The sequence below is a fragment of the Cupriavidus pauculus genome, from assembly GCF_008801835.1.
GTDB classification, from domain to species: Bacteria; Pseudomonadota; Gammaproteobacteria; order Burkholderiales; family Burkholderiaceae; genus Cupriavidus; species Cupriavidus pauculus.
This window is the reverse complement of sequence record NZ_VZOW01000014.1, coordinates 121,970-138,909: the sequence shown is the minus strand read 5'-3', so window position 1 is coordinate 138,909 and position 16,940 is coordinate 121,970. Positions and strand designations below refer to the sequence as shown.

14 protein-coding genes and 2 pseudogenes are annotated in these 16,940 nt (G+C 60.7%); 5 read left to right on the top strand and 11 right to left on the bottom strand.

The features are described from left to right. Window positions 1-133: pseudogene (locus F7R19_RS16235) on the top strand (IS3 family transposase); the annotation flags it as partial. 171 nt (window positions 134-304) lie between these two features. Here F7R19_RS16235 and F7R19_RS30200 read toward each other — a convergent pair. The 6 genes and pseudogenes from F7R19_RS30200 to F7R19_RS16205 all read right to left on the bottom strand — a co-directional run. Beyond that, window positions 305-436: pseudogene (locus tag F7R19_RS30200) on the bottom strand (pyruvate kinase); the annotation flags it as partial. 74 nt (window positions 437-510) lie between these two features. Next, the gene (locus F7R19_RS16225) at window positions 511-1,284 is read right to left on the bottom strand and encodes an SDR family NAD(P)-dependent oxidoreductase (protein WP_150981251.1); all 774 of its coding nucleotides are present in this window, start codon (window positions 1,282-1,284) and stop codon (window positions 511-513) included. Between the two features lie 12 nt (window positions 1,285-1,296). Further along, the gene (locus F7R19_RS16220; RefSeq protein ID WP_150981250.1) at window positions 1,297-3,171 is read right to left on the bottom strand and encodes a TRAP transporter large permease; all 1,875 of its coding nucleotides are present in this window, start codon (window positions 3,169-3,171) and stop codon (window positions 1,297-1,299) included. A 3-nt stretch (window positions 3,172-3,174) separates the two neighbouring features. Next, on the bottom strand, window positions 3,175-4,194 hold the full coding sequence (locus F7R19_RS16215; RefSeq protein WP_061958824.1) for a TRAP transporter substrate-binding protein: 1,020 nt from the start codon (window positions 4,192-4,194) through the stop codon (window positions 3,175-3,177). Between the two features lie 38 nt (window positions 4,195-4,232). After that, a complete protein-coding gene (locus F7R19_RS16210) occupies window positions 4,233-5,633 on the bottom strand; it encodes a four-carbon acid sugar kinase family protein (RefSeq protein WP_150981249.1) in 1,401 nt (466 codons plus the stop codon). A 3-nt stretch (window positions 5,634-5,636) separates the two neighbouring features. Continuing rightward, window positions 5,637-6,911 (bottom strand): ribulose-bisphosphate carboxylase large subunit family protein, encoded by a 1,275-nt coding sequence (locus F7R19_RS16205; RefSeq protein ID WP_150981248.1) that lies wholly within the window; start codon window positions 6,909-6,911, stop codon window positions 5,637-5,639. Between the two features lie 397 nt (window positions 6,912-7,308). On the opposite strand from F7R19_RS16205, the gene F7R19_RS16200 reads away from it, so the two are divergent. Continuing rightward, entirely contained in the window at window positions 7,309-7,986 is a 678-nt protein-coding gene (locus F7R19_RS16200) for a hypothetical protein (protein WP_150981247.1), read from the top strand. 116 nt (window positions 7,987-8,102) lie between these two features. On the opposite strand, the gene F7R19_RS16195 is transcribed toward F7R19_RS16200, so the two are convergent. Both F7R19_RS16195 and F7R19_RS16190 read right to left on the bottom strand, forming a co-directional pair. Then, window positions 8,103-9,305, bottom strand: coding sequence for an FAD-dependent monooxygenase (locus F7R19_RS16195; RefSeq protein ID WP_150981246.1), 1,203 nt, complete (start codon window positions 9,303-9,305; stop codon window positions 8,103-8,105). A gap of 5 nt (window positions 9,306-9,310) precedes the next feature. After that, window positions 9,311-10,279, bottom strand: coding sequence for a Bug family tripartite tricarboxylate transporter substrate binding protein (locus tag F7R19_RS16190; protein ID WP_150981245.1), 969 nt, complete (start codon window positions 10,277-10,279; stop codon window positions 9,311-9,313). Window positions 10,280-10,392: 113 nt separating this feature from the next. Between F7R19_RS16190 and F7R19_RS16185 the strand changes: the two genes are divergently transcribed. Continuing rightward, complete coding sequence (locus F7R19_RS16185) at window positions 10,393-11,286, top strand: LysR family transcriptional regulator (protein WP_150981244.1); 894 nt, start codon at window positions 10,393-10,395, stop codon at window positions 11,284-11,286. A 66-nt stretch (window positions 11,287-11,352) separates the two neighbouring features. On the opposite strand, the gene F7R19_RS16180 is transcribed toward F7R19_RS16185, so the two are convergent. Further along, window positions 11,353-11,679 carry an EthD family reductase gene (locus F7R19_RS16180; RefSeq protein WP_150981243.1) on the bottom strand — a complete coding sequence of 109 codons (327 nt, stop codon included), beginning with the start codon at window positions 11,677-11,679 and terminating at the stop codon, window positions 11,353-11,355. A 132-nt stretch (window positions 11,680-11,811) separates the two neighbouring features. After that, entirely contained in the window at window positions 11,812-13,035 is a 1,224-nt protein-coding gene (locus F7R19_RS16175) for an MFS transporter (protein ID WP_061958818.1), read from the bottom strand. 76 nt (window positions 13,036-13,111) lie between these two features. On the opposite strand from F7R19_RS16175, the gene F7R19_RS16170 reads away from it, so the two are divergent. Beyond that, window positions 13,112-14,161, top strand: coding sequence for an AraC family transcriptional regulator (locus tag F7R19_RS16170; protein WP_084004161.1), 1,050 nt, complete (start codon window positions 13,112-13,114; stop codon window positions 14,159-14,161). Window positions 14,162-14,347: 186 nt separating this feature from the next. Here F7R19_RS16170 and F7R19_RS16165 read toward each other — a convergent pair whose 3' ends face one another. Continuing rightward, window positions 14,348-15,730, bottom strand: coding sequence for a lactonase family protein (locus F7R19_RS16165; protein ID WP_150981242.1), 1,383 nt, complete (start codon window positions 15,728-15,730; stop codon window positions 14,348-14,350). A 319-nt stretch (window positions 15,731-16,049) separates the two neighbouring features. Between F7R19_RS16165 and F7R19_RS16160 the strand changes: the two genes are divergently transcribed. After that, on the top strand, window positions 16,050-16,835 hold the full coding sequence (locus F7R19_RS16160; protein WP_061958815.1) for an enoyl-CoA hydratase/isomerase family protein: 786 nt from the start codon (window positions 16,050-16,052) through the stop codon (window positions 16,833-16,835). Window positions 16,836-16,940: the final 105 nt, after the last annotated feature.

Sequence of the window (16,940 nt, the reverse complement as noted above, 5' to 3'; positions counted from 1 at the left end):
CACACTGGAATGGGTAGCCTGGTTCAACCATCATCGGCTGATGGAACCCCTTGGCAATATCCCGCCCGCCGAAGCTGAGGCAAACTACTACAGGCAGCTTCAAATCCCTGCCGCTGAACCGCTATTAACTTAAACCAACCAGCCTCCACGGTTCCCGGGGCGGTTCACTTGTCTAAACATCAGCAGAACAGTCCAGGCCTGAGGGGAACCAAAAGGGAACTTAAAGGTAGCAGTAATGGGACAGTTGTGGGACTGTCATGGGACATCGCGGGCCCCGCAAACCGGATGGGATACGCTCTTTAACGGCGTTGGTGCCATGGCTAAAGTTCATCCGGAATACGTCGACCCCGGCATGAAATAACGCTTCAACGGTTTCCTTTCTATCGCTTGCCGGCCCGATAGTAGCGACAATTTTTGCCTTACGATTGCGGTGCATGCCAGCCTCTTTTCAGTCCTGGTTCTTCAAATTTGTCCGCTTTCCAACTTTGCGACAATGATCCGGTCGTGGCACTACGCCAGCCTTCGCGCTCCAGATGCCAGGAAGCCTCCATCGACGGGCAAATCCACGCCTGTGGTATAGCCAGCTTCGTCTCCAACGAAATACATCACCGCCGCAGCAACCTCGCCAGTCGATCCGTAGCGATCCATTGGTATGGCGTGCGTATACTCCTTGCGGAACTGGTCCGTATGAAGCACGCGGGTCATGGGAGTGTCGACGGGACCAGGTGACACTGTATTCGCTGTGATGCCATGCTCGGCGAGCTCGACTGCCATCTGTCGTGTGAGCGCTATGACCGCTGCTTTAGATGTGCCATAGGCAGTGCGCCCCGTTCCCACCGAACGTTGGCCGGCCACGGATGCCAGGTTCACGATGCGTCCCCATTTGCGTTTCACCATCAGTCGGGCCGCGTGCTGGGCGCACAGTAGCGTGCCAGTGACGTTGACATTCATGGTCGCCTGGAAATTTTCGAGGGGAAATTCCAGAAAAGGAAAGACTTTTGCAATGCCCGCGCAGTTCACGAGCACATCGCAGCGAGCATGCCGGCTTTCAATTTCTGCGAACGCTTGCTCTACGGACGCAGCGTCGCCCGCGTCGATGTGTTGTGCCGCGGCGAGTGATCCCGCGTCGCCAAGCTCATCCGCGCGACGTTTTGCGGCCTCCATGTCGCGATCGGCAACGACCACCATGTAGCCCGCCAGGCCCAGGCGCTGACAGATCTCTGCGCCTATCCCCATGCCACCACCTACGACAATTGCGACTCGATCTTTATTTCGGTTTTGCATTCTGGTCTCCTATTACAGAAATCCGATAGAAATCCATGGCACGGCTGCAACAACGATCAATCCGGCAACCATGGCAACGATGTATCCGACAATGGGCCGAATCCCTTCGTCCGGGTGGATTTTGGAGATTGCGCATGCCGCGTAGTAGCCGACGCCAAACGGCGGCGCGAAGAGGCCGATACCCATCGAAAGGATCACGACCATCGCGTAGTGGACCTCGTGAATGCCCATCGCATGCGCTATCGGAAACACCAGCGGACCGAACAATACGATGGCCGGAATCCCTTCCAGCACGCTGCCGAGAATCACGAAAGCGAGGATTGAAACGGCCATGAAGCCCACGGCACCACCTGGCAACGAGCGCATCGCCTCGGTGAGGGTGCTGGAAAAACCGGATTGAGTGAGACCCCATGCCATCGCGGTGGCCGCACCAATGATCAGGAGAATCGCACCTGACAGACTGGCCGTGTCTACCAGCATCGGGTACAAGCGTTTGAAGTCGAACCGGCGATAGATGAGAAGCCCAGCTACGATGGCATAGACAATGCCAATCGTTGACACCTCCGTTGCCGTCGCAACTCCCTCGACCACGGCTGCACGGATGATGAAAGGAAGAGCAATCGCGGGCATCGCCACGAGAAATGCCTTTGCGATCTCGGTCCGACTTGCCCGCGCCACCTGTGATAGGTCCTCACGGCGGTAGCGCCAGAAGACGACGGCGATCAGGCCAATTGCGAGCACTACGCCCGGTAGCATGCCCCCTGTGAACAGGGCCGAGATGGAAACGCCTGTAACAGAGCCGATCGTAATCAGTACGATGCTTGGCGGTATCGTCTCTGTCTGGGCGCCGGTTGCAGCCAACAGGGCGACCAAGTCTCCTTCCTTCGCGCCACGGGCCTTCATTTCCGGGAGCAGCACGGGTGCGATCGCAGCCATATCGGCCGCTTTGGAGCCAGAAATTCCCGATACGAGATACATGGCACCTACGAGCACGTAGTGCAGACCCCCGCGCACATGGCCCAGCAGGTTCGCCAGGAAGCCGACCATCGCGCGCGCCATGCCCGTCATCTCGATTAGTTGCCCCAGAAAAACGAACAACGGTACGGACAGCAGGATGAGATGGCTCATTCCCTCGTCCATGCGGCCAACCACGATCAACACCGGCGTGGAGGTGGTCAGCATGATGTATCCCAGCGTGGCCAGGCCGAAGGCAAAGGCGATCGGTACCCCAGCAAAGACGCAGCCCGCGACTACGACAACGAAGAAAATGACCAGATTCAAGTTGCCGAGTTTATGGAACAGCGGTTGCAACATCCACATGGCGACGACCAATATCGCCGCGAGCGCGAGTGCCCTGCCTACGGTCCTCCGGTCAGAATATTGAGCAAGACGCAACAACGACAGTAGCGCCATCATGCCAAAACCGAAAGCCATTGCCCCTACGCGCCAACTGTTCGCGATATCCAGGGCTGGCGTGCTGATCATGGCTTCCTCTTTCGCATACTCCAGCGCATGGGGAAGCACTAGCAGCAGGAACACCAGGGCCGCCACCGTGGCCAGCACGTCGATGAACGCACGCGTGCTCGGAGGAAGCTTTCCGACAACTGCCGTCATCCGCATGTGCTCGCCTCTTTCAAACGCCACGGCCGAACCGATCATTGCCAGCCAGAGAAACAGGATGGACGCGAGTTCATCTGACCAGATGAGAGGAGTGTGGAAAACGTAGCGACCGGTGACTCCGGCGAGCAACACGCAGATTTCTACGGCAACGAGCAGCGCTGCTGGAATGGTCAAGCAGTGGCTGAGCAAGCGTTGCAGGCGCGCAGCGCAGGCGCCGATGGCATCCTGCGGTTGGGCGGCCTGGGGGTTCGTTCGTGCGATATGCATGGCTCACCCCAGTTTTCCGGTGTATTTTTCCAACATTGCCCATGCTTCCTCGCCGTATTTCTTGCGCCACTGGGCATAGAAACCGCTCTTGGACAGCATGGCGCGGAATGGCGCTGGATCTGCAGTGTTGAATACCATTCCTTTGGCCTGAAGCTCGCTTTGCAGCGAAGTGTTCAGCTTGGCTACGTCGCCGCGGACATCCAGCGCCGATCGATTTAAGTGTTGCGCAACGACTGGTCTGTATTGTTCAGGCAAACGATTCCATGCTTTCAAGCTGCTCATGCACCAGTAGCCGTCCCACATGTGATTGGTCATGGAGCAATACTTCTGAACTTCGTAGAGTTTCGCGATAGAGATGATTGACAGCGGGTTTTCCTGACCGTCCACCACCTTGGTTTGCAGCGATGAGTAGACCTCGGCGAAGTTGATTGATGCCGGCGCCGCGCCAAGATGCTGGAAGAGTGAAGTCCACAGCGGACTCACCGGAACGCGGATCTTCAAATTCCTGAGGTCGTCCGGCGTCTTAATCGGCCGCACGCTGTTAGTAATCTGGCGGAATCCCGAACTCCAGATGCTGTCCATTGCCATCAGCCCGACTTTGGTGAACTGGCTGCGGAGGAATTTGCCAAGATCGCCGTCCAGTGCCTTATGCACCGCATCATCGTTTGGGAATGCAAATCCCAGCCCATACATCGATGACACTGGCACCAGCTGTGACAACACATTCACGCCAGACACGGTAAAAAAGTCGATCGCGCCGGCGCGCAATTGGGACAGCATGTCGGCATCGTTTCCCAGCTGATTGTTGGGGAAGACATTGATCCGCACCTGCCCACCCGTCTCCTTCATGATTCGTTCCGCTGCCTCGTTGGCGCGGATGTTCAATGGGTGGTTTGCCGGCAGATTGGTGCCGAACTTGAAACTGCTCTCGGCGGCCCGGGAGGCCTTTGGCATGATCAGCGTGGGCGCAGCGATGCCTGCTACGGCGCTCATCAGGAAGTTACGGCGCGTGAATCGATTCATGATTTTGTCTCCTTATATTTTTAAAAAATGCTTAAGTATTATTTTTCAGTACCTCGTAGCGCTTTGACGAAATAATCTGAATTCCCCATCTGGCCGCCTTTCAGTGCAATTTCCAGGTCGGAAAGATGTGGTTGGTCCGAGATCACCCGGCATAGTGGCGCGCCAGGAGCGAGGCGAGCGGCGACTACCAAAGCGTCCGGCGCCAGTTGCCGGGTGACATGACTTGAGGTGTCGCCGCCCGAAATGACCACGCGCTCCAGACGCACTTCACGCAATACTCCATCGACAAAGCGTCCCAAGCGCTGTGCCAGGAGCCGTCCACCAAGATGCTTGGCCTGGTCCTTGCGCATGCCTTGGGACTCCAGCAAGGACGTCATTGCTTTGATTCTGTCGTCGTCCGGACCGCGGGCCGTGTGTGCAATAACGCTTCGTCCCGCACGCAACGCCGCCACCGCTTCGCCATGCAGACGAGAGAGCTCGGACTCCCATTTTTCATCGGCTACCAGACTGGCTGCATCTACGCGGATGTCCACGAACCCAGTCTCAATGGCTTTGTCGACCTGCGTTTTGCTGAGTGGTGAGGCGCTGCCCGACACGGCAAGCAGCGTCTCGACGCCTCTGAAGCGCTCGAATTGCGGTGTACTCGTTGGCTCAGCCGTTCCGTTTTCACGCCACCACTGTGTGGCGGCGTATTCGAGTCCCGATGAGCCGATGCAGAACAATGGGCGCGAGCGACCCGCACCGAGTTGCTCGAGCAGGCGTCCGACTTGCGTCAGATGGCCTGAAGTCGTTCCGTCAAACACAATGCCGTCTGCCCCGCTCGACGCCAGACGCGCCAGCTCGGCATCCATCGCTGATTGGCCTTCTTCGTACGATGCGAGCGTGAACTTTGCCAAAACCTGGCGAGTCTGCGCGCCTAGGTGCGCCGCCAGGTCCGCCTCTGTCATGGGCGTAGTTGGGTGGCGGCTCATGATCGGATGCCGATCCAGCCGGTACACCACGCCATCGGTGCCGGAGCGCGCGAACAGGTTGCCGAAGACGCAGTACCTGCCGAGTGCTGGAGTTGCCGCGACAATTGGGATTGGACCCCGCCCAAATGCGTCGCGGGCGAGATCCATGACTCGGCCGATACTCCCGACAGTTGGCGAACTGTCAAACGTGGAACAAACCTTGTAATGGACCAGCGAAACGGGAAGACTTGCCAGCGCACTCAGGGTGTCCGGCAGGGCTTGATCCATTTCTTCTGGCGACATGCTCCGACTGTCGCCCGCAACGCCGATGGCATCGAAGTTGCCGAGTGTGTCGAGCAACTCGGCACTGGGTGGCTTCAAGAACAGGGCGCACCTCAGTCCGGCAAACGCAAGGACTTCCAGCGCGTCCGTTGAGCCGGTGAAGTCATCCCCGTAAAACGCGAGGCGAAGCTGTTGCTCGGCGGTCATGCTTCACACCCGCCCAAAGTGTGAGAGGGCGCGAGCAAGCGCCGGATGAGTCGATGCATGAGACTCGAGGCTCTTGCCAGCAACTGCCGCATCCCAGGCTTCCCGCATGCTGACCACACCAGCCTGAATACCGTCCGGGTGGCCGATGATGCCGCCGCCGGCAAGATGCATCAGGTCCGTTGATTGCAACTGCCGATACATGTCCGGCGCTTGTTCCGCCCATTGGCCCGATGAGAACACGGGCATGACTGCCCGTACTCCAGCGAAAGGGGAGAGGCAGGCGCGCGCGGAGCGCAGAACCGATTCATCTGCCTCCCAGAATTTGCTGCGCAATCCGTTGACATGCAGATGGTCGACCCCAGCCAGCCGCCAAAGCTTCTGGTACGCCTCAAAGCTGAAGCCGAGCGCAGGATGGCGTGTCAGGCTGCCCCAACCGTTTCGGTGGCCATGGATCGGCAATTGCGAATGCCGCCGAAGGTGTTCGACACCCGCGAAGCCCGCCCAATTGACGCTTACCATCACGCACGTTCCACCGGCCTGAAGCACGGTATCGTGGTGACGCAGCATGTCGTCGATCGAGCCCGAGAGATTGAAGGCGTACATGGGCATGCGCCCCAGACGGTCCGCATGCTTTTGCAGCACTGGCATTACAGCGGCCACGCGTTTCTCGAACGGCTCGTATGGTGGGTTGGCAATCAGTTCATCATCTTTGATAAAGTCGATATCAGCGCTGCACAGATCGTCAACCAACACGGCAGTCTGCTCGGCGGTGAGTCCGATGCTGGGTTTGATGATGGTTCCGATCATGGGCCGGCCGTGAACGCCCGACAATCGCCGCGTGCCTTCGATGCTGAATGCAGGCCCCGGAAACTGAGCCGCATACTTTTCCGGCATGTCGAGGTCCAATACACGGAGACCCGTGACCTCCCCCAGCTCGAATAAGTTGCCGGCCAGCGTTGCAAGCAACACCGGCAGATTCGGACCTACATTCTCGATTGGGAAGGCAATCTCGATTTCAGCACGATGGAATACCCCATGAACTCCACGGTGTTGGACAAAGGCGCTTTGCAGCGAAGGCTCGAGCGTTGGCGGCAATGAGCGAATATCTACCACTCGAGCGCGCGAGCGCTCCTTGAGCTGTGGAGTTTCGCCAGGCAACGTCAAAAATGTGCCGCTTGACTGTTCACCAGCGATGACTTGCGCAATTTTCTCGGGGGCAAGCGAACTCTCGACGAAATAGCGAACCGAAAACTCGGCCCGTGCAGCGGTAATAGACATGAGTTCCTCTACTTTCATTTTCCCGGCTATTGCCCGGCGATCGTGATTCGAAGCATCTGGTTTGGGCCATCATAGGAACGCGGCAATAGCGCAGCAAGCGATATAAAGTTCTCCGCCTGTGAGGAAAAATCACAGGCGGGCACTCGCTTATCGCATTCGCCGAGGGGAGGGTATTTGGTGGCGCCAGCGTGGCTTAAACCGCCAAGTGACGAAGGTGCCGCTTAAATGGCAGCGAGCTATCGGCAACTCAGACGCTGTATCGTTGCCAATGTGGGGCGAGGATGTTCGAATCCGCCCTCTGACTTCGCTGTCCCACTCCGGGTCGCAACCGACCGCCAAAAAATCCTGCCAGGCTGGCGGCGGCTATCTGGAGAGATATCGGCCTGCATTGAAGTTCATGACGATGACCATGTTGAGCGCTGCCACTCCGATAAAGGACTATGCCGCGTTGGCGCCCCCGACGGACCAGGCCGAGGCAAGCAAGATCATCGAGTCAAATGCGAGTAAGGTACGTCCGACCAGAAGTCCTCGCGTCTGGCTGATGGGCGAGATCTGCGAGCGCGAGGCCGCACCGTCGCCCCGGGTCGTCGTGGAAGTGGACTACGTGTCCGATGCCGTCATGGGGCTCATCATGACGACAGACGTGCTGGCCTTGGTGCCCGCGGCCCAGCGGGCATGCGATTCACTTTCGACGGGAATGTCGGACAGCAGCGGTGAGGACGATAGTCTGCGGAACTCCGCACCGCGAATACCCACAGTAGAGGGCTACGACGGCGACCTGACCATGTTCAGCAGCGCGAAGTACTACATGGATTCGTATGCCCGCGACAGCATCCTGCTCGGCCAGAGCCGCATCTTCAGATACTTGCGCATAGCCTCGGCATCCTGGATCTCGCGAGCCCCGATATACCAGTCAGCTGCAGTGCGCGCTGGGGGATTCGCTCTCGAGCGATATCCCAGCCGGGTGACACGACACGTCCCGCCGGCCCATCTCCTGCAGCGACCGTCTCCCTTCGTCGTTGACGAGCGGTGCACGCAACGGTCTCTCCCGGCACCGGGGGCGGCCATTCGTTGACCGGTTGAATCCACAACCCCTCTCCGACATTCAAGGCGCCGCTTGATCCGTCCATCGCCCGACAAAAGCGGTCAGTTGTCCCCGGCACGATGAGGTGCGGATTGTGCCAAGTCGCCTCAGAGCGGCACGGTCTCAACGTTGTATTCAAACAGCCACTCATAGCGCGAGCGTACCAGTGGCTCGCTGAATTGCTCGTCGATGTAGGCCGTCGCACCTTCGCGGGTAGCGAGCGCTGGGTTATGGAAACGCTTCGCGTTCTCCGCGGATCCCCGAACAATGCGCGAGGTCCGTTCCTTGCGCGCGGATTCATAGCGCTGCAGCGCGACGGCTGAGTTGTCGTGAGTATCCAAGGCCCGCGCTACCAGGTAGCCGTCCTCAATTGCCATGGCAGCGCCTTGCGCCAGGAATGGCAAGGTCGGATGACACGCGTCGCCGAGCAGGGTAATGTTGCCGACCGTCCAGGAATCCATAGGCTCGCGCACCATCAGGGCCCACTTGAACGGCGTCGCGATCGACTTGATCATGGTTTGAACATCTTCGTGCCAGCCCTCAAAGTCGCGCAGACATTCATCGGTATTGCCCGCTTCATTCCACGATTCCACTTGCCAATCGTCGCGCTCGACGATGCCGACGAAATTGACGAGTTCGCCCCGCCGCAACGGATAGTGGATGACGTGCGCCCCTGGTCCAATCCAGTTGTTGCCCACGGGCTCGCGCAGGTGCTCGGGCAAGTCTTTGGCAGGAATGACGCCACGCCAAGCCAGGCACCCGGAAAAGCGCGGTTTGTCGTCGTTGAACAGCGCAGCGCGGATTCGCGAATGGACGCCGTCCGCCCCGATTACGACGTCGCCGCTGACCCAACCGCCATCGGCCAGGCTGACTTTGACGCCTTGGTCTGTCTGTTCGACGGCGACGCAGCGCGCATTCAGGCGTATTGCATCGGGCGAGGCGGCCATCACAGCGTCGGCCAACACACGGTGCAGATCTGCGCGGTAAATGGTGAAGTAGGGGTATCCATATCGCTCCTGCGACTCTGCACCCAGGTCGAAGAGCTTCCACGCTTCCCCTGTGTTCCACAGGCGGATTTGTTTTCCCGTCGGAATCGACGCAACGGCTTGCAATGCATCGCCTAAACCCAGACGGTAGAGCACGCCTGTTGCGTTCGCGCTCAGTTGGATGCCCGCACCAACTTCCCCAAGCGCAAATGCCTGCTCTAGTACTGTCACCCGGAAACCGCGCCGCAGAAGGGCCAGCGCAGCGGTCAGACCGCCGAGTCCTGCACCGCAAATGATGATATGTCGAGATGAATTGGTCATGATGAAAGTTAGTCAGGCTTGACGCCAGAAATGCGGACTGCCTCGGTCCACCTCTTCAGGTCGGTTGAAATGGTTGCTGCGAAGGCACTGGACGAGCTATTTACAGGCTCTAGTCCACTGCTGGTGAGTTGCTTGAGCGTGGCGGGGTCGCGCATGGCAGCGTTCAGCGCCGTTTCCAGGCGATTGACGATCGACACCGGCGTGCCGGCCGGCGCTACCAGGCCAAACCATGAATAGGCCTCGAACGGCTTTCCCGTGGCTTCCCGGACGGTGGGCACATTGGGCAGCAAAGGAAAACGTTTGTCGCCAGCCACTGCGAACGCGCGGACCTTGCCGGACTGGACGTGAGGCGACAGGAACTGCGCGGTGTCGATCATGAGATCGATTTGCCCGCCAAGGACGTCGGTCAGTGCCGGGGCGCCGCCTTTGTAGGGGACGTGAAGAAGCTTGATGCCGAGGGTGGTATTCAGTTGTTCCCCGGTGAGATGGCCGATCGATCCGTTGCCGGCTGAACCGAAGGTCAGGGAGGAGGACTTCGCCGCCTGAATGAGTTGAGTCATGTCGGTAGCGGCGAGGCTGGATTTTCCTACCACCATCATCGGGCTCCTCACCGCTTGGCCGATGGGGACAAAGGACTTCAGTGGCTGGTAGGGCAGCGAAGCATACAGTGCCGGCGCTACCGCGAGACTACTGGTGCCGCCCCAGAGCAAGGTATAGCCGTCAGGCTGAGCGCGAGCGACGTAGGCGGATCCGATCGTGCCACCGGCGCCTGCGCGATTGTCGATGATGACCGGCTGGTGAAGCGAATCACCCATGGCTTTGGCCAGCAGCCTGGCGCTACTGTCAGTCGGACCGCCCGGCGGAAAGGGCACGACGATCGTGATGGGCTTGGCGGGAAATGTGTCGGCTTGGGCCGCGACGGGAAAAGCCAGGGCGACGGCGAGGCAAGCGCCAAGCACGCTGAGTTGGGGGCACATGTTGTTCGTCTCCGGGGTTTTTTTCGAGTGGTCGGCGTACCGACGTGTCAATTGAAGCTCAGGAACGGCAACAAGAGAAGCTATAGTATTCTATGAATTAACAAATAAACGTTATGAATCCCTCGTACCGCCAACTCAAAGCTTTCCTGGCTGCGGCGCGCTTCAGGAACTTCACCAAGGCATCGCAGCAGATGCACATCACCCAGGCGGGGCTGAGCGCGATGGTCAAGGAGTTGGAAGCGCAGGTGGGATGTCGCTTGCTGTACCGGACCACCCGTCTGGTCGATCTGACGCCGGAGGGCCAGGCATTTCTGCCATCGGCAGAAGCCGCCGTTGCGGCCATTGATGCTGCCCTTGAAGCGGTACAGCGGGTCGACGGGGCGCGTCGCCCGCTGCGAATTGCGGTGACACCTCTTGTCGCGAATAGCCTCTTGCCAGGGGCGCTTGTGCGGTTAAAGCGTGAGGTGCCCGAGCTTCAGGTAGAAGTCTGGGATGTCGATCCTGAGCGCATTCAGATGCTGGTCGACGTAGGCATGGTCGATGCCGGCTACGGTCTGTTCTTCAAGGCGGCATCCGGTCTGACGCGACGTTCGCTGTTCAGCAACGATCTCGTAAGGGTCTCGCCAACCGCGCGCACCAAAGCACGCGGCGACATTCCGTGGCGCCAGTTGGATGGCGCCCCCCTGATATGCCTGCCGAAGGAAAATCCTATTCAGATCCTGGTCGACGATCACTTGTCGCGGGCCGGTGCAGTTGTAGACCGCCGCATGGAGGTGACGCACATCGAAACCGTTATTGCGATGGTTGCCAGCCAGCTCGGGGTAGCGGTCCTGCCTTCGATCTGTGCGGGCGTTGCCTCGAGATACAACGTTCGCCTGGAACGCATGGTGCAGGCGAAGGATTACCTCCACTACTACTGCATCAGTCGTTCGGGTCGACCTGCACCTGAGCACGCGAGCCGGTTAGGTGAATTGATCGGCGAAGAACTGAGGCGCTACGGACCTTAGAGTCAACATTTAGCGGTAGCCCAAGCGACGCCAAACTTCGAATGGCCAACCTATTAACCGGTGCCTTCAACCATCCGACCGTTCGACCACGACCTCGCTGACCTGGACCACTGGTGCGATGTCGGTGTAGTTGGCGATGTCGCCCAGGATCTCGGCGCCGTGCTGCTGCATCGCGGCCTGATAGCCCTCGACCGAATTGCAGATGAACGCGCACATCGCCACGAAGGCGGGCGGTGACCCTGGCGCTCTGCCGGCCAGGCCTTTTTCGACGGTGTAGTACGCGCAGGCATTGCCCAGCCTTGCCTTCACCATCGGCATGTGCCGGTCGCGGTAGTAGGTGTGGTCGAAGCGCGCGCCTTCGGTGTACGGATACATGACGCTGACCTTGATCATGGGGTTCTCCTTACTTCGCATTGAGTGAGGGTGGGGCGACAGAACGCCGTTCACGCATGGCGCGGTTCAATGGTTGCCGTGACCGGAATTTTCCGGAGTGTGGACACTTCGATAGTCGCGACCGCGACCGCTTCAATGTAGTCTACGCTCGACCAGCGCGGATACCGTCTCCACTCGTCGCGGGACGCCGGTCGCGATCGTCGCAACTGCGATGGCCAGCACGATGGCGGCCCCGAGGAACACACCGGTGGCGCCGTTTGCATCGAACACGACGCCGCCGGCCGCCGCACCGGTCGCGATCGCGAGCTGTACGGCGGCGACGATCAGGCCGCCTGCGCTCTCGGCTTCATCGGGCACGGTGCGCGTGACCCATGTCGACCATGCGACCGGCACGCCGCCGAACGCCATCCCCCAAAGCGCGACGAGCACCGCATCGATCATCGGCGCACGGCCGAGCACGACGAGCCCGATGCCGAGCACGACCATCAGCGCGGGCATGCCGATCAGCATCGGACGCAGCCGGTGTTCAAGCACGCGGCCGGCGAGCGATGTGCCAACGAAGTTCGCCACCCCGTAGCCGAGCAGAATCGCCGACAGCCCGTTCACGCCAACGCCGGCGACCTGTTCCAGGAACGGCCGCAAGTACGTGAAGAACGCAAAATGTCCGGTGAACACGAGCGTCGTCGCGAACATTCCCAGGCCGACAGTCGGCCGGCGCAGCACGTCGATCAACGTGCGCAGGCGGGTGGTTCCGCTCGGTGGCATCGACGGCAGCGTAGCAACCTGCGATAGCAACGCGACGCCGCCAAGCGCGGCCGCCAACAGGAACACGCTGCGCCAGCCGATCAGGTGGCCGAAGTAGCTGCCGAGCGGGGCGGCGGCGATCGTCGCGACGGCCACGCCGCTGAAGATGATCGACAGCGCGCGCGGCACCATCGCAGTGGGCACGAGCCGCATTGCGGTGGCCGTTGCCATCGTCCAGAAGCCGCCGAGCGCGATGCCAAGCACAACGCGGCCGATCAGAATCGTCGTGAGGTTGGCCGCAAACGCAACGGTGAGATTCGATGCGACCAATAGCACCGAAAACGCCAGCAGCACGCGCCGCCGGTCGATCGTACGTGTCGTGGCGGCGGTCAGCAGGCTTGCAACGAGCGCAACCGTTGCGGTGACCGCCACGGTCTGCCCGGCGACGCCTTCGGTCACGCCGAGGCTGTCGGCCATTGGTGTAAGCAGGCTCGCAGGCAGGAATTCAGCCGTGACGAGGCCGAACACGCCTAGCGCCATGGCAAAGACCGCGCCCCAGGCGGGTTCGCTGGGAGCCGCTTGCGCAGCGGCCTGGGAAATGCCGGAATTCATGGGTGGTTCCATATCAGGAAAAATCGGGAAAAGTGCCAATGACGGCATAGCGTAAGCAGCGATGGCCGGACGGTATATGACATACAATCCGCGAATATTGATTTATCGTCCGGATCCAATGTCCGCTTCCCTTCCTGCTCACGTTCCCGACGTGCGCGACCTCGTCAGCGAACTGCTGCTGGGGATGCGCCTGAGCGGCGTCCAATATCGCCGCATCCAGGTCCCGCGACCGTTCGGCTTGAGCTTCGGCCACGTCCCGGGGCGCGCGCAGTTTCATTTCGTTGGACGCGGGCCCGTGCTGCTGCGCGACGCGACGGGCGCAACGATGACGCTTGAAACCGGCGACGCGATCCTGTTACCGCACGGCAGCATGCACACACTCGTGTCCGATCCAGACGCGTCGTCTCGTCCCATCGGTGCCTTCGAGGCAGCGAAGATCTGCGACTCGGTCGCGTCGGTCGGTACGCCGCCGCCCTGCGCCGGAACCGATGCGACGACTGGAGAAGCGCTGATCTTCAGCGCGTGCATGGAGTTCGATCTTGGCGGCATGCAGCCGCTCGTCGGCACGATGCCGGAGTTCATGCACGTCGGCACACTGCTCGCGCGCTACCCCGAAATCCGCCCGATGCTCGATGCAATGGAGCGCGAAGCCTGCTCGGAGCGCGCAGGCTTTGCGGGCATCCTCGCGCGGCTCGCGGACGTAGTCGCTTCGTTTATCGTGCGCGGCTGGGTCGAGTGCGGCTGCGGCGACGCGACGGGCTGGGTGCAAGCGTTGCTCGATCCGAAGCTCGGCCGTGCGATCGTCGCGCTGCATCGCGATCCGGGCCGAAACTGGAGCGTCGCCGAATTGGCCGCCGAAGCGGGCGTGTCGCGCTCGGTGTTCGCCGAGCGATTTCTCGCGGCGACCGGCATGACGCCCGTGCGCTACCTGACCGAGCTGCGGATGCGGCTCGCCGCGCAATGGATCTCACGCGACCGCGAGGCGATCGAATCGGTTGCGTACCGGCTCGGCTACGGGTCGCTCGCCGCGTTCAGCCGCGCATTCAAGCGCGTCGTCGGGCGGCCACCGGGGGCGGTGCGTGCGGAAGTCGACGCGGCATACGCCACGCGTGCCGTGCCAGAGTAGTCGGGCAGCCGGGTTTCGGCAGCAACTGGCGAATACAAACGAAGAGTAATAGCCCCTGGCTCAGTGCCTGTGTTCGAGCCGGGAACAGCCTTGATGAAGTGCCAATGGCGGACCGCCGGGTCGGTATCCCGCTGCCGACCGCCGCCACTTTCGCCGCATCTGCGGCCTGTATCACGCGCTACCGTGTTACCTGATGACAATCCCCAACGGCAGCGTACTCATTGATGTACTCGATCGGGGCAACAAGCCTCCGTTCGTGGCGTCGATGGCGAACTGCTTGACCAAGCGATCGGCCTGGGCGGCCACATAGACGTACTGGCCAGTCGGGCTCACGGCAATGCCTTCCGGCAAGATGCCCGCGGCGGCGCGTGGCAGGATCTCGGTCAGCGCACCCGAGCCGGTGTTGATAGCGAAGGACGATGCGGTGCCGTCGCTCTCGTTGGTCACGTACAGAAATTTTCCCGCCGGCTCGATAGCGAGGTACGACGCACCATTTCCCGCTGAGAATGGCGCGCTCATTGCGATCAGAGCGCCTGTCGTGGCGTCGATCGTGAAGCCGTAGACGAGATTGCTGTTTCCGCCTGTGACATACATAAACTTGCCGGTCGGGTCGATCGCCATAAACCGCGGCGACGGCGTCACAAACGCAGTCCCTGCTCCCGGCATGCCAGTGTTGGCATCGACGATGTAGGCCGAGATGGTGTTTGCCAGGTAGTTACAGACGTAGAGATTTTTCCCGTTCGGTGAGACAGCGACAGATAAGGGAGTGGCACCTGTCGGCACTTGCCCCGCTAACGTCAGCGCGCCCGTCGATTCGTCCACCGCGAAGATGGCAAGGGTATTCGAGTCTCTGTTTGCCACGTAAAGGAATTTGCCGTTCGGAGCCATGGCCGCGGCTTGCGGCCCGACACCTCCGGTCGCGAATGGCGAGCCGGGCAGCAACGTGGGTGCCCCGCTCATGGGATCCAAGGAGTAGGCCCGCACGGTATTGGCGACGATATCCGTCAAATATAGAAAATCACCGGTACGGGACAGCGTAGGAGGTAAGAGCCCTCCGATCGGCACGCTATAGCCCGTCGCAGTGAATGCGCCGGTGGACGGATCGCCGGCGAGGATAGCGGTGCTGGACAGCGACGTGACGATGGCCAGACGCGTGCGCGCCGCGCAGGTCACGGTGACCGCCACCGGGGCGGATCCCGCGGTCCCGGCTCCCCCATCGACCGTACAGATCTGCGCCGGCAAGGCTGGTTGCTTCATGACGGTAACCGCGTACGCACCGCCCTGCGCGACGGGCGTGGCGAATGCCGCGTGTCCATCCGCGTCGAACGTGAGCGTGTCCGCACCATTGTTTTGCACGACGAGACCTTTGCCCAGCAAGCCGGTCACCGTCACGGAGATCGACAGGGAAACAGGACCAGCAGGGTCCTGGGGGACCGCGGGCGTCGTGACCGGTGGGGTCTGCTGCGGCGGTGCCGTGGCTGCCGTCCCGCTATCGCCGTTGTTGTCTCCGCCGCAGGAGCACAGCGCGGCGGCCGCAGCGATGGCGGCCAATATCTTGTAAGCCTTCATACCCGTCCGTAATTTTTGGCCGACGCCTTGGCAGTGCAGAACACCAGGCTGGTCGATATAGATCGGTCTTTATGTTGGGGCGACCGATTCGCGCAGCGATCATGCCGCAAATTTCGTTTATTTGGCAAATATCGAATTTTTTGCACCACTGCGGGGCGCTGCAACGAACCGCACTGGGCTTCTATGGTGTGCAGCGAAGCGCCGTGTTCCGCAGTGCTCGGCCCTCTAAGGGTAATCCCTGAATTCGTTCTGGTTGCGTGCGCCGTCGATGCCGAATATATTTCACAGCACTATCTATTTATTGCTAGGCACTAAACATATGGCGACGTACATTAAAACAGAGCGATCAGATGCGGTCGGGATTTTGACCCTAAACCGTCCGGAGAGGCTGAACGCATGGAACACGGCGATGCGTGGGGAAATTCTCGTCGCCCTGGCGGAATTTGCGGCCGACGACACCATCGGGGCGATCGTCATGACCGGAGCAGGCGAGCGCGCATTCTCTGCGGGGCAGGATCTGGAAGAGGCGCACGATTTCGATGAGGAACGCGCGGAAGTTTGGCTGCGGGAATGGGAAACTTTTTACGACACGCTGCGCAGCCTGCCTAAGCCACTGGTCATGGCGCTCAACGGAACCGCGGCGGGCTCGGCCTTCCAGGTCACGCTGCTGGGCGATATCCGGGTGGCTCATCGCGACGTGCAGATGGGCCAGCCCGAGATCAATGCGGGCATTGCCAGCGTAACGGGACCCTGGATCATGAACGAGATGCTGGGCATGTCACGCACCATCGAGCTGACGCTGACCGGGCGCATGATGATGGCGCAGGAGTGCTTCGACATTGGTCTGGTACACCACTTGGTGCCGCGCGAGCAGGTGCTGGAGCGGTCATTGTCCATCGCCGCCGATCTTGCCGCCAAACCTCGGCTGGCAATGCGACTCGACAAGGCCTGGCTGCGTGAAATGACCGAACAGCGTTTTCGTGAGTCGATCAACGCGGGCATCCGTATCCATCGCGAATCGTATGCGTCCGGCGAGCCAGCGCGCATGATGGAAGCGTTTTTCGAGGAACGCGCGCGCCGGCGCGCTGCGGCATCCAACGCTTGAGGTGCTCCCCAGGCCGCCAGGCATCGGGCCGACGATTGTCGCCACCTTGCGCCACACCAATTCCTGATCCACTGCAGCAGCCGGCGTGCCGCCAGGACGCCGATG

Bases quoted from the DNA above. Each gene is read 5' to 3' on its own strand.
- F7R19_RS16225 (WP_150981251.1), bottom strand. From the start codon at position 1,284: ATGCAAAACCGAAATAAAGATCGAGTCGCAATTGTCGTAGGTGGTGGC.
- F7R19_RS16220 (WP_150981250.1), bottom strand. From the start codon at position 3,171: ATGCATATCGCACGAACGAACCCCCAGGCCGCCCAACCGCAGGATGCC.
- F7R19_RS16215 (WP_061958824.1), bottom strand. From the start codon at position 4,194: ATGAATCGATTCACGCGCCGTAACTTCCTGATGAGCGCCGTAGCAGGC.
- F7R19_RS16210 (WP_150981249.1), bottom strand. From the start codon at position 5,633: ATGACCGCCGAGCAACAGCTTCGCCTCGCGTTTTACGGGGATGACTTC.
- F7R19_RS16205 (WP_150981248.1), bottom strand. From the start codon at position 6,911: ATGTCTATTACCGCTGCACGGGCCGAGTTTTCGGTTCGCTATTTCGTC.
- F7R19_RS16200 (WP_150981247.1), top strand. From the start codon at position 7,309: ATGACGATGACCATGTTGAGCGCTGCCACTCCGATAAAGGACTATGCC.
- F7R19_RS16190 (WP_150981245.1), bottom strand. From the start codon at position 10,279: ATGTGCCCCCAACTCAGCGTGCTTGGCGCTTGCCTCGCCGTCGCCCTG.
- F7R19_RS16185 (WP_150981244.1), top strand. From the start codon at position 10,393: ATGAATCCCTCGTACCGCCAACTCAAAGCTTTCCTGGCTGCGGCGCGC.
- F7R19_RS16180 (WP_150981243.1), bottom strand. From the start codon at position 11,679: ATGATCAAGGTCAGCGTCATGTATCCGTACACCGAAGGCGCGCGCTTC.
- F7R19_RS16175 (WP_061958818.1), bottom strand. From the start codon at position 13,035: ATGAATTCCGGCATTTCCCAGGCCGCTGCGCAAGCGGCTCCCAGCGAA.
- F7R19_RS16170 (WP_084004161.1), top strand. From the start codon at position 13,112: ATGACATACAATCCGCGAATATTGATTTATCGTCCGGATCCAATGTCC.
- F7R19_RS16165 (WP_150981242.1), bottom strand. From the start codon at position 15,730: ATGAAGGCTTACAAGATATTGGCCGCCATCGCTGCGGCCGCCGCGCTG.
- F7R19_RS16160 (WP_061958815.1), top strand. From the start codon at position 16,050: ATGGCGACGTACATTAAAACAGAGCGATCAGATGCGGTCGGGATTTTG.